Genomic DNA, 24,522 nt, shown 5'->3' with positions numbered 1-24,522 from the left:
CAGAACTGACTAGACTGGTTATGATGTGAGCAATACATGGATGTACTGGAGAGAACAATGAAAAAAGTTGGCAACACGGTGATCAAACCATTTCATAAAGCGACCTGCCATTGCGGTGCGGTGGAGTTAGAGCTCAGCCTACCTAACGGCATCGAAAAGCCGCGTCGCTGCGATTGCTCTATTTGTCGTCGTAAAGGGGCGATTGTTGGCTCTGTTGCGCTGGATGGTATCAAGATCCTCAAAGGTGCAGAGCATCTCAAGTTATATCAATTCAATACTAACACCGCGAAGCACTACTTCTGTTCGAACTGCGGTATCTATACCCATCATCAACGTCGCTCTAGCCCAAATGAATACGGGTTCAATATTGGTTGTTTGGAAGGAGTGAACCCTTTTGATATCGGTGATGTGGTGACAAACGATGGTGTGAACCACCCTGCGGATCGCTAAGGAGAAAACATGTCTGATTATGGTGCCCTGATTCGCTGGCAGAAAGGCGACGATGAGGTATTTAGCGATAATCAATACAGTCGCGGGCATACGTGGGAATTTGATGGTGGTGTTATTGTACCTGCGTCGTCATCGCCTCATGTTGTGCCATTACCGCTCTCTGTTGAAGAGAATGTTGATCCCGAAGAAGCCTTTATTGCGGCGATTGCCAGTTGTCATATGCTGACGTTTCTGGGCATTGCAGCTAAGCGTAAATACGTGATCGAGTCTTACATTGATGACGCGATTGGTGTTCTTGAAGAGGATAAAGCGGGGCGTGCTTGGGTGAGTCATGTTACGCTTAGACCCCAAATTCAATTTGTTGGTGATAAGCGCCCGACGGATAAACAGCTCGAAAAGTTGCATCATCTGGCACACAGTAACTGCTTCATTGCCAATTCTGTAAAAACCGAGATCACGGTAGAGATAGACTCGTAACCCACACTATGTTTTCAGTTGTACTCAATAGCTTTGTCCACCGAGTGTCAGATAAGGCACAGGTGATTGCCCTAGCAGCCGCGAATGGTTGTCAGTTAAAACGCATTCGACGCTCTCGGAATTGGATGTTAGTAGGTGAAGAGGCGCAGCTACATAAATTAAGGGAGCAACTTAGCGATGCTCCCTTACTTTGGATGGTGACTGCGATTGATAAAGTATTACCTAAACCAACCGTTTGTTTACAACAGTTGCTTCAAAAAACGCCTTCGATGACCGTCGCTCAATTGGTCAGTGAATCTGGCTGTTCACTGGCAGAAGCGCGCATTGCAATTGATGAGTTTGAAGGGCTGTAACAACAAAAAGCCACCACTGAGTTCAGTGGTGGCTTTTTCTTTTTTAGGCTTGCAGCGTTATTTGATTACGCTACTTCTGTCACTTTTTTAGCGACTGGCGCTGGGTTGCGAATTAGGTGGTCAAATGCACCTAGGCTCGCTTTTGCACCTTCACCCATCGCGATGATGATCTGCTTGTAAGGTACGGTTGTTACGTCACCTGCTGCAAATACACCTTTCATTGATGTTGCACCGTGTGCGTCAATCTCGATTTCACCACGTGGTGATAGTTCAACCTTAGTGCCTTTCAACCATTCGCTGTTTGGCATTAGGCCGATTTGAACAAAGATACCCGCTAGGTCGATGCGCTTAAGCTCATCAGTGTTACGGTCTTTGTACTCAAGACCCGTTACTCGGTTACCATCGCCAAGCACTTGTGTTGTTTGTGCCATCTTGATGATTTCGATGTTAGGCGTTGAATTCGCCTTGTCGATAAGTACTTGGTCAGCACGCAGTGTGTCTGCAAATTCAAGAACTGTTACATGCTCAACGATACCTGCTAGGTCAATTGCAGCCTCGATACCTGAGTTACCACCACCGATAACGGCTGTTTTCTTGCCTTTGAACAGTGGACCGTCACAGTGTGGGCAGTACGCTACGCCTTTGTTGCGGTACTCTTGCTCACCCGGAACGTTCATTTCACGCCAGCGTGCACCGGTACTTGTGATTACTGAGCGAGCTCGCAGTGTTGCACCGCTCTCTAGCTCAACATGGATGTAACCGTCTTCTGTGTCTTCAGCGTCGATGATGTTAGCCGCGCGCTGCTCGGTCATCACCTCTACGCCGTACTCTTTTACGTGTTCTTCAAGGCTTGCTACCAGCTTAGGACCTGTGGTCGCTTTCACTGAGATGAAGTTTTCAATCGCCATTGTGTCCATTACTTGACCACCGAAACGGTCTGCAACTACACCCGTGCGAATGCCTTTACGTGCTGCGTAGATTGCTGCAGAAGAACCTGCTGGACCACCACCAACAACAAGAACGTCAAACGGTGCTTGCTTGCTTAGGCTCGCCGCTTTTTTCTGCGCTGCGCCAGAGTCGACTTTGTTTAGGATCTCAGCCAGAGACATACGGCCTTGCCCGAACAGTTCACCGTTGATGAAGACACTTGGTACCGCCATGATGTCGCGTGACTTCACTTCGTCTTGGAAGGCTGCGCCATCAATCATGGTTGTTTTGATCAGCGGGTTGATTGCAGACATCATGTTGAACGCTTGCACAACCTCAGGACAGTTTTGGCAAGAAAGCGAAATGAAGATTTCAACATTCAATGGCTGACCAAGGTTTCTAATCTGTTCGATAACATCGTCTTCAAGCTTGATAGGGTGACCGCCACTGTGTAGCAATGCCAATACTAATGAAGTGAACTCATGACCCATAGGTAGGCCAGCAAAACCGATGCTTGTGCCTTTCTCGGTGTTCAGCACTTGCATGATTGGTTTGCGGTCACTCGCGCTATCGTCACGGATAACCACAACTTTGTCAGAGAGTTCTGATATGTCGTTTGCCAGCTTCTCTAGTTTGCTTGCTGTTTCGCTTTCATCCAGGCTAAGAACGAGCTTAACGTCATTTTTTAGGAATTCTAAGTATGTTTGCAGTTGCTGCTTCATTGCTTGGTCTAACATGATATGCCTACTTTTCTTTTCTGTTCGGGGGCGCTCTTTTGCGCTGATGGAGCTATATTGCCTTGACCATCACAATTGGTAAATTCGGACGTTTCTATTAGTTTGGTAGGTAAAACCTATCGATAATTGGAAAAACTTATTAAAGCCATCAAGGCGACCCAAAGTATTGAATAAAAACAAAAAAACCACATCGCATGGATGTGGTTTTGAGAATTAAAGCGGCGCGCCAAAGCCCTTTAGGAGGCAGGCTAAGGCACGCCTGTAGAACGGGTTAGCAGATGCTTAGATCTTACCTACTAGGTCTAGAGATGGCGCTAGTGTCTCTTCGCCTTCTTTCCATTTCGCTGGGCAAACTTCACCTGGGTTGTTTGCAACGTACTGAGCCGCTTTCACTTTGCGTAGTAGGTCTTCAGCGTCACGACCGATGCCTTCAGCAGTGATTTCCATTGCTTGGATAACACCTTCTGGGTCGATTAGGAACGTAGCGCGGTCTGCTAGGCCTTGACCTTCACGCATTACGTTGAAGTTGTTTGTGATAGTGCCAGTTTGGTCGCCTACCATGAAGTACTCGATAGTACCGATTTTGTCAGAAGTGTCGTGCCATGCTTTGTGAGAGAAGTGTGTGTCAGTTGATACTGAGTAAACTTCCACGCCACGAGACTGAAGCTCTGCGTATTTCTCTTGTAGGTCTACAAGTTCAGTAGGACATACGAAAGTAAAATCTGCTGGGTAGAAGAAGAATACTGCCCACTTACCTTTCACGTCTTGCTCTGAGATTTCTACGAATTCGCCGTTTTTGAATGCCGTTGCGTTGAATGGTTTGATTTCTGTGTTGATCATGATTTTACTCTCTTTAATTTGTTGTTTTGACGCTGCCTTGCGTCGATGGAGATATATTGCCTCGACAGGCTCAGAGGGTAAATTCGGACGTTTCTATTGTTCTAATAGGAGATAGCTATCAAGTATGAAAGGCAAAAGCTATTGAAAGGTCAATCTAGTGATAGGTAGGTTCAACCAGCGCTGTGAAGGTTGATTTGAGATGATGGAAACAGAAAGCCTCGACTCAAAGAGTGAGTCGAGGCTTGTGTAATCTGTGCTATGGACGACTAGCGTTTTTCGATAAACAGTATGACTTCACCGACCTTGAAACCGAACTTGGACATTTCGGTTTTGTTGAACAGGCGCTTGTCGTCCATTAAAAACATCCAGTCGTCCAGCGTCACTTCATACAGTGAACCGTCGACTTCGATTTCTAGTGTGTACTTCCAGTAAAGGGCAGAGCCCTGGGTTTCACCATAAGCTTCGCCGATTACGTCACCCGCTGTGCCTGTGTAGGTGTTGTCGCCAGTTTTAACCAGCTTCCAGATTCGAGTGGACCGTTCACCATCAGCGAAGCGAAACCACTCTTTGATTTCCCCTTGGTCGCCTTGCCACTCTGCTACTAAATCCGCTTCAAAACGTCGTAGTAGATTACCAGAGCGATCGAGCACGATGCCATAAGCGATTAGGTCGCCGTCAAAGAACTGTTCGAGCTTGAGTTCAGGTGTGGTGCCCGTATGTTCGGATAAGTTGGCAGAGCCACACCCTATTAGAAGAGAGCAAAGTAAAAGTAGCCATCCTGTTTTCATTCATTATGTCCTATTTTATTTATTGAGCCCTAACAACTGTTGGCGGAGTTTTGGTTCCGACGTGTTTTCTGACAGCCAAATAGAGAGAAAGGCGTGTCCAAATTGGGTGTCTGTAATGGTGCCGATTGGTTGTTCGTCGAAATAGAATTGGCTGTGCTGGTTTTCTGAAACGCGAATAGTCAGTGTGCTGCCCTGTTTTACGTTCGGCCACATTTCGTAGAGTGGAGCGATCCAGCTCTTGATTTTGCTGTCTGAGTAGCCGAGTTTTTCCCACTGATCTTGCGTTGCATCGACTAGATCTTTGCTATCAATGTCGCGGTAGTATTCGATTTTCAGTGCTTGCTCAGAGCGAGTGGGTGTGGTGTACAGCTCGGCGTTGTAGAGGGTCCAAAAGAGATAAGTCATCTCTCCCTCGCCCTGCTTATTCAAATCACCGACGGGAGAGGCGTTAGCGGCGTTGTGGAAGATAAGTGCACTGCACGCAAACAGGGTTGCAAGCGCTGACAGTAAGTAACGCTTCCATTGCGAATAAGGGTGGCGCTGAACTTTAGCACGACCCTGTGATGAATAAGCCATAAGTCACCTCGTTGTCTCCGCCATATTAGGCTTGTTTAGATACGAGTAGCCGACCACTAACAAGGGAATCACTAATCCCCAACTGACCGCAAGCGTGGATAACACCCACACATCTGGCCATGTGGACTGAAGGGCACCTGCCTTGATGCCGCCCCAGTAGCTACTAGTACCTCCTACGAAACCGAGGAGAATGAGGATCACTTTCGGACATTTCATTAGCCAATTGAGGCTATGGTTAAAGCTGATTAAGAACATCACCCACAAGCAGGCGAGCCACACCGGGAACCAAGTTTGGTTAGCGATACTTGGGTGTGCAGAAAAGGCGCCAAGGCCAATCATTAAGCTATCGAGAATCAGACCGATTGGTAGCAAGAGTAAGACTCTGAGGTCGTCACGACGAGTGGGTGAAAGAAGAAAATGCAGCGCCACCAATAGTGGCGCTATAAAGACCGCTTGCTCGGTAAAGAAAGCACTGCTTACCCAAGTGGCTTGAAACAGAACAAGGTTAATAATCCAGAACCGTTTCATCTTTTGCTCCATAGTAGCGAGGCTTACGCGCCACAATGTGATGAGTGCTGATCACGCGTTCAAGGAAGGCGCCTTCGCAGTAGCAGAAATAGAAGGTCCACAATCGCTTGAACTCTTCTGAATACCCTAGGCTGTGCAGTTCATCCCAGCTCTGCTCAAACGCGACATTCCAATCGTTTAGCGTGCGCGCGTAGTGTAAGCCGATGTCGTCAATTTCTTGGACGACAAGATCGGTGCTCTGTGCAAGGTGACCTGTCATGACAGCAACAGAGGGTAGGCAGCCACCTGGGAAGATATATTTCTGAATGAAATCGACCCCTTTACGGTATTTCTCATAACGTCCATCTGCGATAGTGATTGCCTGTATCAACATCTTGCCTGTTGGCTTGAGAAGCTGAGAGCAGGTAGTAAAGAAGGTTTGTAGATATTCATGACCAACCGCTTCAATCATCTCGATAGAGACAAGCTTGTCGTATTGACCTGATAGATTGCGATAGTCCTCTTTAAGCAGAGTGATCTTGTCGCTTAGTCCGAGTGCTTCAATGCGCTGCTTGGCAAGTTCGTGCTGAGCATCAGAGATAGTTGTGGTTGTAACGTGGCAGCCGTAGTTTTGCGCCATAAATATCGCAAGTCCGCCCCACCCAGTGCCTATCTCAACCACACTGTCTTCTGGTGTTAACTCTAAGCGTTCACAAATGGTACGCATCTTATTTTGCTGAGCGTCTGCGAGCTGGGTAGCTTGTTCACTATAGATAGCTGAAGAGTATTGCATTGATGGGTCTAAGAAGCGCTCGTAAAGCTCATTGCCAATATCGTAGTGAGCCAGAATGTTACGTTTCGAGCCTTGCTCTGTATTGGCGTTCTGCTTTCTCAAAAACAGATTTTTAATCTTGGACAGCCACTGTGTCTTGTCATCTAGCTCGTCGAGTTGCTGCTGGTTGCGAGCCATGATTTGAATGACACGAGTTAGGTGTGGACTTGTCCATTTGCCGTCAATGTACGCCTCTGAAGCGCCAATACTGCCGTTAAGGACGACATCTTTAAAGAAACTAGAATCGTGAATGACAATCTCGGCGTGAAGGCTGGCTTCTCGGTCACCAAATATTGAATGTTCATCACCTTCGATGACTTCGAGTTGAGCTCCCTGTAAGCGTTCCAGAATAGTGAAAACAAGGCTTCGGTACTTACAGTTTTTATTCAGCACTGCGGTTTGAGGCTGCTGCTTGATGTTGTGATTTTGTTTGGCAAGCTGTTCCATGTAGACCTCGCTGAGAAAATTCTCGTGTTAGTTAATTCTTGTATTATGACGGCTTAGATACTGAGTCTGGGTGCGGGATAAAGGGCACCTTTTTAAGAAACAGTTTCAAAGCCTGATAATAAATGCCTAGCACAACCTTAGTGGTCATGGCCGGAGTTCGAATCAGTGTTTGTCGTATATCACCGGCAGTCATCGGTTGTTTTTCGAGTGCCAATGTAGCGTCAAATACCTTTTTGTCTCCGGGATATTGCTCGTCCCTATGATTTTCAATATGGACTAAAGTGCGGCGTGATGGAGGCTTAATCTTCCAGTGGTAAGTCATGTCTAAATCCATAAATGGTGACACATGGAAGTCTTTCTTCGCCTTCATTTCTTGCTGCATGTCTATCAAGTAATAGTGTCGTTCGCGCCAAGGAGTGTTGCTTACCTCTGCCAGCATGTAACGGCACTTCAAGTTTTCGTCATAGCAAAAGAAGCAATTGATCGGGCTAAAATAAATCCCAAAACAACGGCACTGTGCGAGCATGGTGACTCGGTTGGAATCGCTCCACTGTCCACCCAGTGCTTTCACTTTGAGTGCTATACGCTGCTTTAGAGTTTTTAGTTCATTACTGTTTTGCGTTTTATAGCGATTTGACGCTTTATCATTAATTTTAGATTCATGATTGTCTAGCGACTCGTCTCCGTCGAAGGTCTTCTCCGGGACATAATCTGTCTCAACAAAGCGGATAGGGTTGAACCAACGGGTACCGAATATCCAGCTACGCGCTGTTGTCTGCTCGATCTCATCCAGATCGAGCCCCATCATGTACAACTGATAGCTAAACTCGTGGGTAATGGCGCCGAAACGGCGGTGCCTTACGCTGCCCCAGTAGATGCCACTGCGCTCAGTGTTGTCGTCGAAGTGGCGAGTTAGCGTGCTCATAGCTCTAATCCAAAACGCTTAGTCACATCGAGCGCACTGCGCACACCATCTTCATGGAAGCCGTTGTACCAGTAAGCGCCCGCAAAATGAGTGCGATTGTGCCCACACATGGTTTCACGCTGCTGTTGCGCTTGAACAGTGTTGGAGTTGAGTACCGGATGATGGTAGACAAACTGACGAATGATCTTATCTGGGTTAATGGCCTCGCTCTGGTTGAGGGTGACACAGAAGGTGGTATCGTCTTCAATCCCTTGCAAAATGTTCATGTTGTAGGTGACACAGGCTGGTCGTTTACTGTTGCCATCTAGCATGTAGTTCCAACTCGCCCACGCTAGCTTGCGATCAGGTAGCAGCTTAGTGTCGGTGTGAAGCACCACTTCATTGCGGCTGTATGGAATTTCACCCAACACCGCCTTCTCTTGTTCAGTCGCGTCGCCGAGCAGCGCCAGTGCTTGGTCAGAGTGACAAGCGAAGATCACTTCATCAAAAATTTGTGTTTCGCCAGATTCAAATTCGATGGCGACTTCACTTTCATAGCGGGTCACCTGCTTGATGTGGCTGTTGAGCTGAACGGGTTTAGATAGGCGAGATAGAATAACATCGACGTAGGAGCGTGAACCTTTAGGAATCACGTACCACTGCGGTCTATTGGTGATATCGAGTAACCCGTGATTGAAGAAGAACTGGATAAAGAACTTAAGTTCGAACTGTTCCATCTCTTCTAGGCTTGTGGACCAGATAGCCGCACCCATAGGCAGTATGTAGTGTTGGCTGAAAAAGTCTGAAAAACGGTAGTGGTTTAGAAAGTCGCCTAGCGTTTCTTCTTCGACGAATTGATGGTTTTGAAAGCGCTCCTTGCACAGTTTGTTGAACTTAATGATCTCGAGAATCAGGGTCCAAAATTGTGGCTTGAAGATATTACTGCGCTGAGCGAACAGGGAATTGATGCTGTGACCGTTGTACTCAAACTGAGTCCCCGTGTTGTGAACACTGAAACTCATTTCTGTTTCTTGACGATCGACGCCAAGCTGTTTGAGTAACTTGTTGAAGTTAGGGTAGGTGCGATCATTGAAAACAATGAAACCTGTATCGATAGAAAATGCCTTGCCTTGGTGTTCAATATCGACCGTGGCTGTGTGCCCGCCTACATAGTCATTTTTCTCAAAAACCGTGACGTCGTGGTGTTTATCTAATACGTGTGCGCAAGTGAGTCCGGATATACCGGAGCCAATAATGGCAATCTTTTTCATTGTTATACCATCCTTGAGGCAAGCTTATGCCAAACCGACTTGGGTAAAAATCGCAGGCACTTCATGATGAAGACAAACCTGCGAGGAAAATCTACTTCGCTCTTTCCTTGTTCGAGTCCACTGATGATTCTTTGAACGGCTTGTTCGCTACTTATAATCATAGGCATAGCGAACGTGTTTCGCTCGGTCAGTGGGGTATCTACAAAACCAGGATGAACGATAGAAACGTGAATATTGTGTGCTGCTAGGTCGACAGCCAGCGTACGACCTAAATAGGTCAAGGCAGCCTTTGAAGCTCCATAAGCTTCAGCTCGTGGCAATGGCAAAAAGCCTGCACTGGAGCTGACGAGTACAACTCTGCCTGCTGGCTTTATGCATTTAAGCCAAGCTTCTAAGGCGTAGCCAATAGAGATCAGGTTGATGTTGATGACGCGCTCGAAGAGTTTGGCATCAAAGTTGACGGGATCGTCAATGTACTCGCAATCTCCGGCGTTTAAGATAACCATATCCAAAGCTTCACCTGAGGTGAGGTCTGGGTAGTTGTCGTAATCGAGAAGGTCAAAGCAGAGTGGTTCAATGTTGATTTGTTCGCTGGTCAATGAATCGAGCTTGTCTTGACTACGACCGCAAGCGACAACGGAATGACCGAGTTGAGCGTACTTGATTGCTAGCTCTCGACCGATGCCTGAAGTAGCGCCTGTAATAAGGATTCTCATGTTATTGGCTCGCTCTTCGCTTAATGGATTTGATTGCACAACCAAGAATGGGAACGTGCTCGTACAGCATCGCACCCACATCGAGATAATCGCGATGAGATATCACAAGACCATCTTTCGTTTTTAGGTGAGAGTGTCCTTCTACGATTATCGGCTTGCGTCCATTAAGCTGTTTGTGGGTAAATTCCATGGACCAGTAAACGGCTGCTTGTTCGCCAGACTCGAACGCGCTGATGATCGTAAATTTACAGGTGGCAACATTGGTGTAGATGTTCTCGAAATAACGGGTTAGCGCGTCTAACCCGTTCACTTGATGAAGTGGATCTGTGAATTCAATCTGCTGGTGGTATACATCCTGTAATGCACCAAAATCGTCAGTGCCTAGCTGTCTATACATATCAAGAAAATTATCTAGCCATCGTGAATTTTCCATGAGTTCACTCTCACTTTCGTCTGTCGTGCTATTTGTAAAATTCTAAGGCCCTTAGCCGTGCTTGTTTGTGTTCAACAATAGGTCCCCAGTAACGACTGCCTCGTCCACTCTTCGCGATAAACGTGTGCGGGAAGTGCACGTCTCGATCAGGAATGTTTTGCAGTTCTGGTAGATATTTACGGATAAAAATTCCTTTAGGATCAAACTTTTCACTCTGAGTTATCGGGTTGAAAATCCTAAAGTACGGTTGTGCATCACAGCCAGTGCTCGCAGCCCACTGCCATCCACCATTGTTGGCACTGAAATCACCGTCAATCAGGTGTTCCATAAAGAAGCGCTCGCCCCACCGCCAATCTACCAATAAGTGCTTAGTTAAAAAGCTAGCTACGACCATTCTGAGACGGTTGTGCATCCACCCTGTTTCGAGCAGTTGGCGCATGGCAGCATCAACCAGAGGGTAGCCGGTTTTACCTTCACACCAGCGCTGGAAATCTTCCGGGTTGTTGTGCCAGGTCAGCCCATCGTACTTTTCTTGGAAGTTCTCACCTTTAACCAATCTCGGGTGGTGGAAGATCAGATGTTTATAGAAATCACGCCAGATAAGCTCATTGAGCCAAGAGAACTCAGCGCACTGGGTGTCGACCAGCAGTTCTGGGTGTTCTTGAATCAGTTGAATCGCCAACCAACGAGGACTAATCGCACCAATGGCAAGGTAAGGCGATAGGCCAGAGGTGCCCTTTATTGATGGAAAATCTCGATTTTCCGCGTACTGATAGAGCTTTTCTGCAAGAAATTGAGGCACCACTTGCCCCAACACATCGTCAGCTAATGGCCAGCGAGAAGATTCTTCTCTTGGGAAATCAAAGTCGTACTCCCTTGAAAAGGTTTCTCGATTCGATCGTGCGCTTTCCGAGTTAACGTGCGGATAGGGAGCGCAATCGATGCCAGAGGCTTGAACATACTTGAGCCAAGCTTTTTTAAAAGGGGTAAATACCTTAAACATCTCTCCTTGCTGATTAAGGACTCGTCCTACGGGAACAATCACGTCGCAATCAAAGGTGGTCAATGTGATGTCTAGGGCACGTACCGCTTCATCTCTCTGTAGTTCGTCCACTTCTGGTTCAGAGTTGGCGACCACTTGGGTGATGTTATGCTCGTGGCAGTAGTTAACAAGCGTAGTTGCTTGGTCGGCAAAGTCGGATGCTTTTAGATGAACAAGCTCAATGCCAAGTGTGGTGAGCTGTTCTGACAGCAGGGTTAAGTGGCGGTATATAAAGTCGGCTTTAATCGGTGCTAAATGGTGCTGTTGCCACTGTTTAGGTGTAGAAATAAAAACGGCGTGAGTAGCGCCGTTTTCAATTGCAGAGATCAAAGCCGGATTGTCATGAACGCGAAGATCGCGTCGTATCCAGAGTAGAGTGCTCAATATCCGTATCTCAACTTAAGTTCTTGTGGATGTGGGTTTAGGTAAACCTGTGATTGTAAGTATTCGTTTGGGTACTCCATCAAATAGTGATTAATCAGCGTAAGTGGCACCAGCAATGGAATCGTACCTTCACGGAAATCGTTGATTTGTCGCGAAAGCTCTTGTTTGTGGGTGCTACTGAGCTGCTTCTTAAAGTAGCCTTGCAAGTGTTGAAGCGTGTTGGCGTGCGTGCCTCGGTTAGCATGGTGCTGCAGTGAAGTCATCAAGCCTTCTATGTAACGATCCGCCAACTCGTTGATTTCTAGGTCACTTTCGCCCAACAACTTGCCGAGCTCTTTGTAGCCTTCGACGTGATGACACATAACTAGATACTTATGGGCACTGTGGAACTGAATGAGCTTGTGCTTGGTGATACCTTCATCGACCAAGTCGAGCCATTTCTGATACGTAAACACTCGTGTCATGAAGTTTTCGCGAAGAATCGGGTCGTTCAAGCGACCATTTTCTTCTATAGGCAGCAGTGGATTGTGATCCATTAGCTGCTTGGTAAACATGCCTATGCCTGTTGATTCAGAACCGCGACCGTGATGGTGATAAACCTTTACTCGCTCCATGCCGCAAGTTGGGCTTTTTTGGCACACAATGAAGCCCGCAATGTGTTCGTTGTTTTTTGCGTAGTTCTGCCCGTATTCGATCAACTCGTTAGTGACGTCACCAGTGCCATCTGGACGAGAGACGTGAATAACGTCATCTAACATTCTGGTTTGACGAATTGTTGGGCGAGGCGTGGGAAGCCCCACTCCCATCTCCGGACACACTGGCTCTAAGTCAACATAGTCAGCCAGATCTTCCGTACAGAAACGAGAGCGTTTATGACCTGTATCGAATCTAACCTTGTGTCCTGCAACACAAGCGCTGATACCGATTTTTATTTTTTTGTCCATAGGTCAAATCCTTTTAAACATTACTCAAAACGTTGTATATAAGATTGGTATTTCTATTGATATTTTTCAATTGTTAATAAATGAATTTGCCAATTGGGTTGAACAACTGACTCACACCTTTTGTGAAGTATAGAGCATCACTTGAAACGGTTAGGCACACACACCCTTCCTTGGTGAAAGGTTGATGGGTATGCTCACCATTAAGCCAGATGAAATCGCCTTTGTGGTACTCACCCATCTCGTCTTCAAAACTGCCTTCCAAAAGTAAGGTAATTTCAAACCCTTTGTGTGTGTGACAAGGAACGGTTCCTTCCTTATCGATATGCAAAAGGCTGGTGTGATGTTCACCATCCTCAAAATCGAGGCGAGCACGCGAAATCTTGCCCAAGTGGAGCCAATCTTTCCTCGCGACTTGGTTGAGTGCTCGTGGCAGCTCAAACTCCGTATCAGCGACCGTAATCTTCTGCGGTGAGTGGTTTTGAGCAGCCTCGACGTCTTCCAATTGTTCATTAGCAGTAATCGAGTTGATTAAACTCATGTCTAGACCTGAGTTATGGTCGTCTGTAGCACTGTGTAGTACCGCGTTAACTTGATTTTCGATCAGCTCTTCGGCAATGCTTTCATCAGAACCGAAGCTGTCGATTGCAGCGATTTCAGTTAGGCGTAACACTTCTGCTTGGCACTGTTCACACATCTCGACGTGGCTGGATACGACCAAAGAGAGAGAGTCAGGAAGTTCACCAGTCGCGAAGTCTTTGAGTATTTGTACTGTTGGGTGATGTTTAATCATGGTTCTGTTCTCCCATATGAAGCTTCAACTTGGCGAGTGCGAGTCTCAGTCTTGATTTCACTGTGCCGAGTGGCACTCCGAGTTGCTGCGCCAATTGTTCTTGAGACAGCTCTTGATAATAAACCCCTTCAACAATGGTTCGCTGCGCTGGAGGCAGCTTGTCTATTTGATTGCGTACATGACGACTCATCAAGTGGTCGCTGTATTCGCTCTCATCGTCGCTTGCTTCAGATAGTGCTGCATCGATAGGCCAAATGTCATCAGCGACATTTTGTTCCGCTTTCGCTTTCACCTTGCGTAACATATCAAAAGCTGCGTTACGCATTACGGTGTACACCCACGTGGTTGCGGCGCCTTTCTCGCTATTGTAGAGATGCGCCTTTTTCCACACGTTAGTCATGGTGTCTTGCACTAGCTCATTGGCAGACGCTTCGCTACCTAACTTGTTGATACCGAAACGTTTAATTTTGGGTGCGAAGAATTCAAACAGGCGTGTGAAAGCTTGCTTGTCTCTATGAGATGCAACTAAAACTAGCCAGCTGGATAACTCTGGCGGCACTTTACTGTCGGACGCGATGACAGACTCCTTGGCTTTTTCGTTTTTTATTTTACCTAATTGCATAATAGACTAACCTTCATCCGGGTTTTGCAATATCTACGGAGGAAAGTGATGATTAGATCAAACAAAAAGAAAAAAGTTTGAGTTAGTCGTTACCAGTAATTATCTGATTTAAAAAAGGAACCACTGCAGGGAAACTGGATGGTGAAGTGAAGCGGACTTTCTTCTCGATTGGTAATGGCATCACCTCTAATAAGCGCGCGCAAATCCATTGTGGATCGTCGAAATTAGTGTGAGGGTAAAGCTCCCTTATTGCATCATGTTCTCTAAACAGTTGAACGAGAAAGTTACTGAATACAGGTGGAAGTTGACAATCCAGGTTTGGCCAATGAGGAAGTGTCTCAAAGTCTGCTTTCAAAAGGCCAGTATCATCTCTTCGAGTATTGAAGAGTCTAACCAATGACTCACCTTCCACATCAATTTCGAGTAACTTGTCGTCTGAGAGGTTGAAGTCGACGATTTTTACTTTAGTACCCCAATCTTTAAGTGGGCTGTTATTGCGGTTATCGTGGCTAGCTATAACAAAACCGTCTCCTTGAGCGGCGTGCGCCACCATAGTCAGATATTTTGGCTCAAAAATTCTCAGGCGTTGTCGGCCGCCGGGGAGAATAAAGAGCGGCAATGGGAAGATTGCGTAGTCGATTTTTGTTTCCATAGAGAGTTTGCCCCAAAAAGTAAAAGAGTATCAAACACCAAACTTGCTGTGATTTGTGAAGATTGGTTGTGATAGCTATACGCTACGTCATTTACTTTCGATCAAACGGCCACGAAACTGCGTTCATGAAGCGTGGAGGCAAACGTGCTCTCATTATTAGTGAACTTAATTGTCTTTTGGGGCTGTTAAATAGTGGTGCCAATTGGTTCTCAGGGTATCGTAGTTTTCGATACAAAACTCTTTGCGATCTTTTAAGTAGTCGTTTTCAACTTCATCCAATAGATTGCGGTGAGTATCCGGATCGCTGCCATAAACGAGACAGAGTGTCGAAAAGTAGCGTTGTAGATCGAAACTGTGCTCATCGATGTAATCACCCATGTCGTAGTACTCAGGTCGATCATCTGACTCATAAGCGAATAAGTCTGCCGCACTTATTGCTGCGTCAGCTCCATGTTCAATGTAATCAATCAGCATTAGAGTCGCAAAGTTGTCGGCAGCATCTTCCTCTTTCCCGAGAACCGGTATTTTGTGATCGTAGATGTAAGCATGAGCAGCTTCGTGTAGAAGTGTGTGCAGTAAAGTATCAACGGCCCCTGCTTGCGGTGATTTATCATACTTCTCTTGGTACTGGTTTTTACGGTAGTAGTTCACTGACTCCGCATAGAAGGTGTATGGCATGTGTACGATATGCGTACTGGGGTCGTACATCGGACCTTCGCTCCCACCATACCGAATGACCAATGGTGTTTTGAATGGAAACAGTTGCTCTGACAACGTGATAAGTGTGTCGTTAATTTCACTCTCTTGAATAGCTTTTTTAATAGTCGAATCTTGTTGATTAGTAGGCTTCAGATATTCGATAGTAATGTTATCAGGGAGCCGTGTTTCTGATGACGCATAAGCAGTGACAAGTAGCGTACATGTTACAATACCGAGTGTCATAGTCTTCCTGATGGCCTGCATATTCCCTTCCTATTGTTCTGTTTTTGACCACTAGTGTCGAAATTTAGAGTCTAACGATCGTTTGTGAGTGTAGGCTATATTTAGCTTGGTGTGTATTTAGCAGATAAATTTCGGTTCGCGTCAACCCTTGTGCTATACTCCGCGCCCCAATCCGCATTGGCTTGCTTAATTTAGGAAATTATTATGAGTGCTAAAAACGAACTTCAACAAATTAACAACCGTCTAGACAAGTGTCGCCACAAGTTAGCGGCTGCTAAGGTTCGTAATGATCGTCCTGTTGTTCGTCAATTTGAAGACGAAATCAAAAAGCTAACCAAGAAAATCGCACAGCTGAAACACAAGCAAAGCTACGATGTAAACAAAGAGCGTAAAGCACTGCTAGATATGCCTTTTAGCCGTGAAATTACCAAGGCTGAGCAAGCGGACATGGGTAAACTGAAAAAGTCTGTAAAGGGACTTGTCGTTGTTCATCCAATGACGAAGATCGGTAAAGAGCTTCGTTTAGAGGTTATGACTGGTTACGCACCGAAAAAATTCTAATTACCCACGCTGGTAATGCAAAAGGAGCTATCAATAGCTCCTTTTTGCTTTTTTAGGTTTCCAGAATGATAGTTAATGTAAAAATTTTTCAGATGTCGGGGTGAATTTTAGAGGTGATTAAGGTCAAAAAACACCCTGATCCTCGCTAAAATTGACCTAGGACTAACATCTTGGTCGTCTTTCACACTATTGTGGAGCGTTTTCTAAACTCACTAATTCATCATTTTCATAAACACAGGTAGAGCAGCACTAAAAGCTACAGACAAGACTAGACTCATTAGGGAAGATGAGGAACGTAAAAATATAGAGGTGATATGAATCATTTAATTTCAATAGGCCCACTAGAATCTTTCCTAATCGCAATTAGCGTTTTGTTTCTAGGCCATTTTGTAAACGCAAAGCTTCCGGTTCTCAAAAAGTACAATATCCCAGAACCTATTGTCGGCGGCTTAATCGTTGCGCTTGCAATTACAGGTCTTCATTTCAACGGTATTGATCTTGAGTTTTCTCTACCGTTGCAAAACACATTCATGTTGATGTTCTTTGCAACCGTTGGTCTAGCGGCGAACTATACCCAGTTGATGAAAGGGGGCGCAAAGGTGTTCCTATTCCTAGCTGTGGCATCGGTGTACATCATTATTCAGAATGGAGTTGGCGTCACCTTGGCAACGGGGTTGGGGTTAGACCCACTCATGGGGCTTATCGCGGGCTCAATTACTCTGTCTGGTGGACACGGTACAGGTGCTGCTTGGTCTCAAACTTTCGCTGATACTTATGGTATTGCTAATACGCTAGAAATTGCGATGGCTTCGGCAACCTTTGGTTTGATCATTGGCGGTATCATTGGTAGCCCGGTGGCACAAAAGTTGATCGACAAAAACAACCTTGAATCTGAGTACGGCACGGGTACACAAACGCACGAGCGTTTCCCAGAGCTGGTGACGTACAACGAATATGAAGAAGATAAAGTAACAGCCAAGAAGGTGATTGAAGTATTGTTCATTCTCCTTATCTGTATCACAGGTGCGAAATACCTAGAACAGTGGGTGGCGACTTTTGAGATTGCTTGGTTGATGATTCCTGATTTTGTTTACGCTCTGTTTATCGGTGTGTTCATCACCAACGTATTTGAAGTGACAAAGCTGCACAAAACAGACAGTGAAACGGTTGATATTCTAGGTACCGTGTCTCTTTCTCTGTTCTTAGCGATGGCGTTGATGAGCCTAAAACTGTGGAACATCTTTGACCTAGCGATTCCGTTCTTGGTGATTTTGAGTGTTCAAGCGGTCGTTCTGGGTTTGTTCTCGTATTTCGTGACATTTAAAGTGATGGGGTCAAACTACGATGCTGCGGTAATGTCAGGTGGTCACTGTGGTTTCGGCTTAGGTGCAACCCCAACCGCTGTGATGAATATGGGCTCGCTGGTGAACCGATTTGGTCCATCGCCACAAGCGTTCATGGTGGTGCCGATTGTCGGTGCATTCTTCATCGATATTGTTAACCTGATCATCCTACAAGGCTACATCTCGTTTATTGGTTAATGCAGTAAATGTATCAACCGCCTTAAATTGGTCGTTTAAAAGAAAAGCTCTACGTGAATTGTAGAGCTTTTTTTATAGGCAAAGTTCAATGTTTTAACAAAGTAAGGAAATGTTGAGCGAAGCGGCTTACAGTCACTTACACCACTGCCTCGCAACCCGTGCTACCTTTTATCTTTATTAAATTTGTAACTCAGCATCGCTCTTCTTGAGTTAATCATCAGGCTGTTCAGTGTGTTTGAACAGCCTATTTTTTTGCTCTCAAGTTTCTGTCGTTAACGGCTCGTTTAATGAGGTCTGTTGGCTTCATTTTAACTTAACGTCTCAGTACCTGAGGTGTTCTCTTTCGATTTTCTTTCGCTGCAAACGTAAAAAAGCCAGACGTATGTCTGGCCAAAAAAAGCAGTGTAGTGTGCTATTTTTAATCGCGAGTCTTAAAGAGGGATTATAGCGTCTCTACCACTTGTTCTAGTGCTAGGCGTGCTTTTGGTAGGCCATGGTTATAGTCTTCGCCATCTTTGTGGTAGCCGATAGCCAATGCAACGTCTACCACGTGACCTTCTAGCTCTTCAGCGAACTTCTCACCGATAAGTGCTGAATCCACACCTTCCATTGGAGTTGAAGCGATGCCTAGACGCGCTAGTGTGTGCAGAATGTTACCCAGAGCAATGTAAACCTGAGCTTTAGTCCAGTTGCCGTTGAAGCCTTGTTCGTCTGTATTCATGTCTGCGAATGCGTAAGCACCCATGAACGTGTCGTACATGTCTGCCGGAAGGTGACCAGAGCTGACTTCAGCGTCAACACGCTTAGCAAACTTCTCTTTTGTAAACTTAGGATCGTGAGCAAAAAGAATGGTGTGAGACGCTTCTTTCGCATGCGGTTGGTTGAACTGGTGCATGTTCTCGAATGTATCGTGGAAGCGTTGTTTTGCTTCGTCACTCTCAATGATGATGAATTTCCAAGGCTGAGAGTTGATAGAAGACGCAGATAGACGCAGCGCTTCTTTGATGATTTCCATATCTTCCGCAGAGATGCGTTTGTCAGCATCGTATTTTTTAGCGGTGTAGCGTGTGTTCAAATCTTTGATGATTGGATGAGTCATGTTGGCTCCTAGTATCTATATGAATAAATGTTTTAGGGTTTAATGTTCAGTAACGTCAACAATAAACGGACAACCTAACTGGTCATCGAACATGCCCCAATGATCGAGAATCTGCGGTAGCTCAAATCGATGGGTGTAAGATAAAGGAACTCGCGAGGGAGAAAAATAGCGAAGATCTCAAATGACTATGGACTTAAATGTCCATAATCATGTGAGGTATGTTGGGTTATTCGCAGTAAAAAGGGCTGAAAGCGTTTTTAATACGCCTTAATGCCAAATTGTCTCAAAAGAGGAGGAAGCACACTGTCGAGGTTAGGAATATCTTCTGGGTAGATTTCTATCAGAGCGAAGCCGTGCTCTTTATATACTCTCTGTTTTGTTTCTTTTTGCTTGGTGTCGATGGCACCCTTGTCACTGCCCCAAAACTGGATATACACCTTACCTGAGGGTAAATAGAAGTCGCTGACCACTTCAGTGGTAATCGGAAGAGGTCGCTCATAAGCATGGACGACACCCGCCATATAAAGCCAGTTATCAATGATAAGTTCACCTTTTGAACGAACATAGTGCCCATCTAAGGTGCGATGTTTGGCTTCGAATTTTTGTCTAAAGTTAGAGAAAGAAACATCGGTTGAATGGCTTTCGGCATCTTTACCGAGAAACTCAACCACAGACTGTTTCAAGCGTTTGTTTTTCGCCACAGTATCGTGCCAAACTACAAAGACGTTATTAGTGGCTTTGTCTTCTCTCTGTTCTCCGCCGACCTTCAGCCCGGTATTGGTAATGTGCCATCCATCTTCTTCACGGCGAATCCAGCCCAACTCATTAAGGAGTAGATTGATCTTTTTGGCACTTAACTGGAGGGATTGGCCCAGCTGCGTCGCTGTTAGAGTGGTTCCTGCAGTAGAAGCGGTATCGATCAATAGGTTTTCTGGCCAAACGATAAATTGTCCAAACTTTGTGTGATCGACATATTCCCCTCCAAACGCTTCACCACGTTCGGTTAATACCCATTTATCTCTACCACGCACAATATAGCCGGCGCTCTTTAATTGACTAAAAAGAGTTTTAGGTTCTAGGTCTTTCAGCTTAGCAAGCGCTGATGTTGATAGTTTATCTGATGTCATAAAGGGCACTCTTTTGAACCGTCGGTATCTGAAGTGTTTAGCAATTCTCTTTATATCATTAATTGTAAAGAAGGAGAGTAGGAGTTCTAGTGAACGGAGGAACTCAACTTCAATTAGTATTCAAAGTTACCAATATACCAATTGTGTAATTAAATTACATAAGTGGCACTTTGATTAACTGAGGTGCATATAAAGTGAACTCAATATGATTGATTTTTAGCCTGTGAGATGTGGTTAATTGAGACTTGTTATTTAAATTGTGATTTGCATCACTATTTATTTTTGGTTATCAATTTAAAAAGTGTGATCTTTGTCGTGTGTAATTGATATTTATTCTCATTAATTTGGCGGTGTAATTTAGATTCAGCCTATTTTTGTGATCTGAATCATTACTACTAACTCCTTGTTGTATTTTGTGCGTGATCTGCATCACTAAAGTCTCATCAACGTGCGTTTTTATAATCTTGTGTTAGATTTTACTCAACTTTTGAGCACACACTTTCGGTCATTTGACCAACCAATACATTACGGGGTTCTACCTATGTTATCACCAGAAGCGAAGATCAAGGTCCAAAACTTTGGTCGATTCTTATCCAATATGGTAATGCCAAACATCGGCGCATTCATTGCGTGGGGTTTCATTACCGCACTATTTATTCCAACTGGCTGGCTTCCTAACGAAACGTTAGCGTCTATGGTTGGTCCTATGATCACTTACTTGCTCCCACTACTTATCGGTTATACCGGTGGTAAAATGGTGGGCGGCGACCGTGGTGCGGTTGTAGGTGCTATCACAACTATGGGTGTTATCGTAGGTACGGACATTCCAATGTTCATGGGAGCGATGATTGTTGGCCCTCTAGGTGGTATCGCAATTAAGAAATTCGATGAAGCTGTTCACGGTAAAGTGAAGAGCGGCTTCGAAATGCTAGTGAACAACTTCTCTGCCGGTATCATCGGTATGATCTGTGCAATCATTGCTTTCCTAGCAATTGGTCCAGCAGTAAAAGTGCTTTCTGGCGGCCTAGCTGCTGGTGTTAACGCAATGGTTGAAGCCGGCGCACTTCCGCTAGCATCTATCTTCGTTGAGCCTGCGAAAATCCTATTCCTAAACAACGCAATCAACCACGGTATTTTCTCTCCTCTAGGTATTCAGCAGTCTGAAGAGGTTGGTCGTTCAATCTTCTTCCTAATCGAAGCAAACCCGGGTCCAGGTCTAGGTCTACTGCTTGCTTACATGGTCTTTGGTAAAGGTAGCGCGAAGCAGTCTGCGGCGGGTGCATCTATCATCCACTTCCTAGGTGGTATCCACGAGATTTACTTCCCTTACGTACTAATGAACCCACGTCTAATCCTAGCGGTTATTGCTGGTGGTATGGCGGGCGTATTCACTAACGTAATGTTCAGCTCGGGCCTAATCTCTCCTGCGTCTCCTGGTTCTATTTTCGCAATCCTACTGATGACACCAAAAGGTTCTTACATCGGTGTGATTCTATCGGTTATCGCAGCAACAGCGGTATCGTTCCTTGTCGCGTCAATTCTTCTAAAAACATCAGCGCAAGGTGACGACGAAGACTCACTAGAGAAAGCATCAGCACAGATGAAAGACATGAAAGCGTCTTCTAAAGGTGCAACAACAGGTGCAGACATCAACCTAGCAGACGTGAAAGCAGTATACGTCGCATGTGATGCAGGCATGGGTTCAAGTGCAATGGGTGCAGGTCTACTTCGTAAGAAAGTGGATGCAGCAGGTCTAGACATCACTGTAACCAACTATGCGATTAACAACCTGCCAGCAGATTCACAGATTGTTATTACACATAAAGACTTAACTGACCGTGCTCGCAACACCATTCCAGGTGCAATGCACATGTCTCTAAGCAACTTCCTAGACGGTGCGGTATACGACAACCTAGTAGCAGAGCTTGTTGAAGCACAAAGCGGTGGAGCAAAAGCAGCACCTGCAGCAGCGCCAGCGCAAGAGACGTCAAAAGAACAAGGCCTAGCGCTAACAAGCGATGCGGTATTCCTTGGTCTTAAAGCGACAGACAAAAACCAAGCGATTAAGTTTGCTGGTGAGCAACTTGTGAAACTTGGCAACGTAGCACCTGAATATGTAGATGGCATGTTCGCTCGTGAGGAACTGGTATCGACCTACCTAGGTGAGTCTATTGCAGTACCACACGGCACGATTGAAGCGAAACAGTACGTACAAAAGACCGGCATCGTATTCTGTCAATACCCTGAAGGTATTCAGTGGGGTGAAGACGAAGACGACATCGCGAAGATGGTAATCGGTATCGCTGCTCAAGGTGACGAGCACAACATGGTATTGATGGCTATCACGAATTCACTTGATGACGAAGAAGCAGTGGAACGCTTGCAGAACACCACCAACCCAGAGGATGTTCTGAAGATTCTAAATGGATAGTAAGAAGCTTTAAGTCAAGCTCCTGAGTGAACCGAGGCCAGTCCCCCCCCCCTGGCCTCATTTTCCCAGTCTAGATAGCTCACGGTTTAGAAGTATGTTGTTGAACCGTCACCTATATAGATTACATAGTTAAAAGGTCTAAAAATTATGAAAGCGTTACATTTCGGTGCTGGTAATATCGGTCGTGGTTTCATTGGTAAATTGCTTGCTGACGCAGGTCTTGAAGTCACGTTTGCAGACGTTAATGAGACTGTGGTTAATGCGCTAATCGAGCGTAAAGAGTACCCAGTCAAGATTGTTGGCGAAGAGTGTGTTGTTGAAGTAGTTAAGAACGTGACAGCAGTAAACTCGGCGACAGACGCAGTGGTTGACTGCATCGCCGAATCAGACCTAATCACGACTGCCGTTGGCCCTACAGTATTAAAGATCATCTCTAAGTCGATTGCACAGGGCATTGAGAAGCGCGCAGCAGCAGGCAACACGGCACCAATGAACATCATCGCAGCTGAGAACATGGTTCGTGGTACTAGCCAACTGAAGGCTGCGGTTCTTGAGCACCTGTCTGATGAGATGAAGGCGTTCACTGAAGAGAACATCGGTTTCGTTGATTCAGCGGTAGACCGTATCGTACCGCCAGCAGAAGCGGGTGAGACAGATCCTCTCGCAGTAACGGTTGAAACCTTTAGCGAATGGATAGTAGACGAAACTCAGTTTAAAGGTGAAATTCCAAGTATCCCTGGTATGGAGTGCACGGATAACCTAATGGCGTTTGTTGAGCGTAAGCTATTCACGCTGAACACCGGTCACCTTGTTACCGCTTACCTTGGTGTGCTTGCTGGTCTTGAGACAATCAAAGACTCTATCGAAAACGACGAAATCCGCGCGCAAGTAACCGCGACGATGGAAGAGAGTGGTGCGGTTCTGATCAAGCGCTACGGTTTCGACCCAGAAGCTCACGCAGCTTACATCCAGAAAATTCTAGGGCGTTTTGCAAACCCATACCTTCGTGATGAAGTGGACCGTGTTGGTCGTCAACCAATTCGCAAACTTAGCCCACAAGATCGTCTAGTCAAACCATTGAACGGTACGCTAGAATACGGCTTACCCAATGAGAACCTGATTAAAGCGATTGCTGCGGCATTCCACTACAAGAACGAAGATGACCCTCAAGCGGTTGAACTTCAAGCAATGTTCGCAGAAAAAGGTTTTGCTGAGACATTAGCGCATTATTCTGAGCTGAATATCGACTCAGAAGTTGTTAAACTAGCGGAACAAGCTTACCAAGCATTGAAATGATAAATCATCAAAGTGCCACTCCTGTGGCACTTTCTTATTACAGAGCCGTTATGCCGATACATCCTAGCCATGAAACAGAACTCCTAGAAGCACTAGCTGAGGCGACAACTGCTAATGCTTGTTTTATGGCGGCTTATGATGCACTGGATGATACGGTAGATGCGGTTCTAAAAGGCATTTTCCAGAAAGATGACACAGCAGTAAAATTTGTCGTCGAGCCTCTCCTCAATAGCGGAGGTCCGCTAGGCGAGATCATGGTTCGTGCTAAATTACTGCTTGGGTTGGGCGTGATCAGTAAAGATGTCTATGATGACCTAGAGATTTTTGTCACTTTGAAAGAGTGGGCGAAAATTCAAGGTGAAGAGGTTTCTTTCACTGACCCGAATGTTCTATTTGAACTGAACAAAACACACGCTATTCAAAAGATAATGCCGATTGAGTACGATGCTGAATTGGTCGAGTCGATGTCAGGTCCAATGCTCGATATGTTTATGGGGCGCCATAATCAAAAAGTTCAGTCGACCATCGTTTTGGCGATTACGGATCTTATCAACACTCTTTGTCGTGATAACGCATTGATTGTTTAGTTATTTTCTCTGTTTTAATTAACAGTTTCTTTAGTTTCAACTACCTAATTGCACCGCTTTCCCTTTCTTTAAGTATTAGCCTTTGAGTGTAGTCAGCTCGGCTTAGTCCAACCTTCCCCTATGGGTTGCCAACTTGAGTTAGGGAAAGCTCGCTTTCTTCATGACCTCCCTGCTTTCAAAGTCTCTTGTCGCTTTGGCTAGCACTTTCCATGCGCTCAAATTTGCGCCTCGCTGTTAAAATGACCG

Annotated in this window: 26 protein-coding genes; 8 read left to right on the top strand and 18 right to left on the bottom strand. The window is 45.6% G+C overall.

Annotated elements, in window-relative coordinates:
- Nucleotides 1-57 precede the first annotated feature (57 nt).
- From vsple_RS17935 to vsple_RS17925, 3 genes are read left to right on the top strand one after another with little or no spacing between them, the layout of a single operon-like run.
- The gene (locus vsple_RS17935; RefSeq protein WP_255232305.1) at nt 58-450 is read left to right on the top strand and encodes a GFA family protein; all 393 of its coding nucleotides are present in this window, start codon (nt 58-60) and stop codon (nt 448-450) included.
- Nucleotides 451-459: 9 nt separating this feature from the next.
- The gene (locus vsple_RS17930; RefSeq protein WP_261883276.1) at nt 460-927 is read left to right on the top strand and encodes an OsmC family protein; all 468 of its coding nucleotides are present in this window, start codon (nt 460-462) and stop codon (nt 925-927) included.
- A gap of 8 nt (nt 928-935) precedes the next feature.
- A complete protein-coding gene (locus vsple_RS17925) occupies nt 936-1,280 on the top strand; it encodes a ribosome recycling factor family protein (protein ID WP_261883275.1) in 345 nt (114 codons plus the stop codon).
- Nucleotides 1,281-1,345: 65 nt separating this feature from the next.
- Here vsple_RS17925 and ahpF read toward each other — a convergent pair whose 3' ends face one another.
- From ahpF to vsple_RS17845, 16 genes are all read right to left on the bottom strand, one after another.
- Nucleotides 1,346-2,944: an alkyl hydroperoxide reductase subunit F gene (ahpF, locus tag vsple_RS17920; RefSeq protein ID WP_261883274.1), complete on the bottom strand. Its 1,599-nt coding sequence runs from the start codon at nt 2,942-2,944 to the stop codon at nt 1,346-1,348.
- 282 nt (nt 2,945-3,226) lie between these two features.
- Nucleotides 3,227-3,784 carry an alkyl hydroperoxide reductase subunit C gene (gene ahpC, locus vsple_RS17915; RefSeq protein ID WP_032550722.1) on the bottom strand — a complete coding sequence of 186 codons (558 nt, stop codon included), beginning with the start codon at nt 3,782-3,784 and terminating at the stop codon, nt 3,227-3,229.
- 266 nt (nt 3,785-4,050) lie between these two features.
- Nucleotides 4,051-4,572: a DUF3833 domain-containing protein gene (locus vsple_RS17910; protein WP_261883273.1), complete on the bottom strand. Its 522-nt coding sequence runs from the start codon at nt 4,570-4,572 to the stop codon at nt 4,051-4,053.
- Nucleotides 4,573-4,587: 15 nt separating this feature from the next.
- A complete protein-coding gene (locus vsple_RS17905; RefSeq protein WP_261883272.1) occupies nt 4,588-5,148 on the bottom strand; it encodes a chalcone isomerase family protein in 561 nt (186 codons plus the stop codon).
- Nucleotides 5,149-5,151: 3 nt separating this feature from the next.
- Nucleotides 5,152-5,676: a DUF2878 domain-containing protein gene (locus vsple_RS17900; RefSeq protein ID WP_261883271.1), complete on the bottom strand. Its 525-nt coding sequence runs from the start codon at nt 5,674-5,676 to the stop codon at nt 5,152-5,154.
- Entirely contained in the window at nt 5,654-6,934 is a 1,281-nt protein-coding gene (locus vsple_RS17895) for an SAM-dependent methyltransferase (RefSeq protein WP_261883270.1), read from the bottom strand. The genes vsple_RS17900 and vsple_RS17895 overlap by 23 nt, the downstream gene beginning before the upstream one ends.
- Before the next feature lie 43 nt (nt 6,935-6,977).
- Complete coding sequence (locus vsple_RS17890) at nt 6,978-7,859, bottom strand: DUF1365 domain-containing protein (RefSeq protein WP_261883269.1); 882 nt, start codon at nt 7,857-7,859, stop codon at nt 6,978-6,980.
- Nucleotides 7,856-9,109 carry an NAD(P)/FAD-dependent oxidoreductase gene (locus vsple_RS17885; protein WP_255232313.1) on the bottom strand — a complete coding sequence of 418 codons (1,254 nt, stop codon included), beginning with the start codon at nt 9,107-9,109 and terminating at the stop codon, nt 7,856-7,858. Before vsple_RS17885 ends, vsple_RS17890 begins: the two co-directional genes overlap by 4 nt.
- Nucleotides 9,110-9,111: 2 nt before the next feature.
- The gene (locus tag vsple_RS17880) at nt 9,112-9,825 is read right to left on the bottom strand and encodes an SDR family NAD(P)-dependent oxidoreductase (protein WP_261883268.1); all 714 of its coding nucleotides are present in this window, start codon (nt 9,823-9,825) and stop codon (nt 9,112-9,114) included.
- Nucleotide 9,826: 1 nt separating this feature from the next.
- Nucleotides 9,827-10,258, bottom strand: coding sequence for a nuclear transport factor 2 family protein (locus tag vsple_RS17875; RefSeq protein WP_261883267.1), 432 nt, complete (start codon nt 10,256-10,258; stop codon nt 9,827-9,829).
- A 28-nt stretch (nt 10,259-10,286) separates the two neighbouring features.
- Nucleotides 10,287-11,684: a deoxyribodipyrimidine photo-lyase gene (gene phrB, locus vsple_RS17870; RefSeq protein ID WP_261883266.1), complete on the bottom strand. Its 1,398-nt coding sequence runs from the start codon at nt 11,682-11,684 to the stop codon at nt 10,287-10,289.
- Complete coding sequence (locus tag vsple_RS17865) at nt 11,681-12,628, bottom strand: YbgA family protein (RefSeq protein ID WP_261883265.1); 948 nt, start codon at nt 12,626-12,628, stop codon at nt 11,681-11,683. Before vsple_RS17865 ends, phrB begins: the two co-directional genes overlap by 4 nt.
- A 73-nt stretch (nt 12,629-12,701) precedes the next feature.
- Nucleotides 12,702-13,418, bottom strand: coding sequence for a ChrR family anti-sigma-E factor (locus vsple_RS17860; protein ID WP_261883264.1), 717 nt, complete (start codon nt 13,416-13,418; stop codon nt 12,702-12,704).
- The gene (locus tag vsple_RS17855; protein ID WP_261883263.1) at nt 13,411-14,040 is read right to left on the bottom strand and encodes a sigma-70 family RNA polymerase sigma factor; all 630 of its coding nucleotides are present in this window, start codon (nt 14,038-14,040) and stop codon (nt 13,411-13,413) included. The genes vsple_RS17860 and vsple_RS17855 overlap by 8 nt, the downstream gene beginning before the upstream one ends.
- Before the next feature lie 82 nt (nt 14,041-14,122).
- Nucleotides 14,123-14,692: an LON peptidase substrate-binding domain-containing protein gene (locus vsple_RS17850; protein WP_261883262.1), complete on the bottom strand. Its 570-nt coding sequence runs from the start codon at nt 14,690-14,692 to the stop codon at nt 14,123-14,125.
- A 165-nt stretch (nt 14,693-14,857) separates the two neighbouring features.
- Nucleotides 14,858-15,655: a DUF4344 domain-containing metallopeptidase gene (locus tag vsple_RS17845; protein WP_261883261.1), complete on the bottom strand. Its 798-nt coding sequence runs from the start codon at nt 15,653-15,655 to the stop codon at nt 14,858-14,860.
- 183 nt (nt 15,656-15,838) lie between these two features.
- On the opposite strand from vsple_RS17845, the gene vsple_RS17840 reads away from it, so the two are divergent.
- Both vsple_RS17840 and gltS read left to right on the top strand, forming a co-directional pair.
- A complete protein-coding gene (locus vsple_RS17840; protein WP_261883260.1) occupies nt 15,839-16,195 on the top strand; it encodes a YibL family ribosome-associated protein in 357 nt (118 codons plus the stop codon).
- Nucleotides 16,196-16,509: 314 nt separating this feature from the next.
- Nucleotides 16,510-17,736 (top strand): sodium/glutamate symporter, encoded by a 1,227-nt coding sequence (gene gltS / locus vsple_RS17835; RefSeq protein ID WP_261883259.1) that lies wholly within the window; start codon nt 16,510-16,512, stop codon nt 17,734-17,736.
- Nucleotides 17,737-18,178: 442 nt separating this feature from the next.
- Here gltS and vsple_RS17830 read toward each other — a convergent pair whose 3' ends face one another.
- Together vsple_RS17830 and vsple_RS17825 are read right to left on the bottom strand one after the other, a co-directional pair.
- The gene (locus tag vsple_RS17830; RefSeq protein WP_261883258.1) at nt 18,179-18,835 is read right to left on the bottom strand and encodes a nitroreductase family protein; all 657 of its coding nucleotides are present in this window, start codon (nt 18,833-18,835) and stop codon (nt 18,179-18,181) included.
- A 257-nt stretch (nt 18,836-19,092) separates the two neighbouring features.
- Nucleotides 19,093-19,962: a glycerol kinase gene (locus vsple_RS17825; RefSeq protein ID WP_261883257.1), complete on the bottom strand. Its 870-nt coding sequence runs from the start codon at nt 19,960-19,962 to the stop codon at nt 19,093-19,095.
- 541 nt (nt 19,963-20,503) lie between these two features.
- On the opposite strand from vsple_RS17825, the gene vsple_RS17820 reads away from it, so the two are divergent.
- The 3 genes from vsple_RS17820 (at nt 20,504) to vsple_RS17810 (ending at nt 24,276) form a co-directional block, all read left to right on the top strand.
- Entirely contained in the window at nt 20,504-22,393 is a 1,890-nt protein-coding gene (locus vsple_RS17820) for a PTS mannitol transporter subunit IICBA (protein ID WP_261883256.1), read from the top strand.
- Between the two features lie 147 nt (nt 22,394-22,540).
- The gene (locus vsple_RS17815; protein WP_261883255.1) at nt 22,541-23,689 is read left to right on the top strand and encodes a mannitol-1-phosphate 5-dehydrogenase; all 1,149 of its coding nucleotides are present in this window, start codon (nt 22,541-22,543) and stop codon (nt 23,687-23,689) included.
- 50 nt (nt 23,690-23,739) lie between these two features.
- Nucleotides 23,740-24,276: an MltR family transcriptional regulator gene (locus tag vsple_RS17810; RefSeq protein ID WP_255232327.1), complete on the top strand. Its 537-nt coding sequence runs from the start codon at nt 23,740-23,742 to the stop codon at nt 24,274-24,276.
- Nucleotides 24,277-24,522: the final 246 nt, after the last annotated feature.

The sequence above is a fragment of the Vibrio pelagius genome (assembly GCF_024347575.1).
Classification (GTDB): Bacteria; Pseudomonadota; Gammaproteobacteria; order Enterobacterales; family Vibrionaceae; genus Vibrio; species Vibrio pelagius.
Note: the sequence above shows the minus strand (reverse complement) of the source record. Positions and strands in the feature narration are given on the sequence as shown.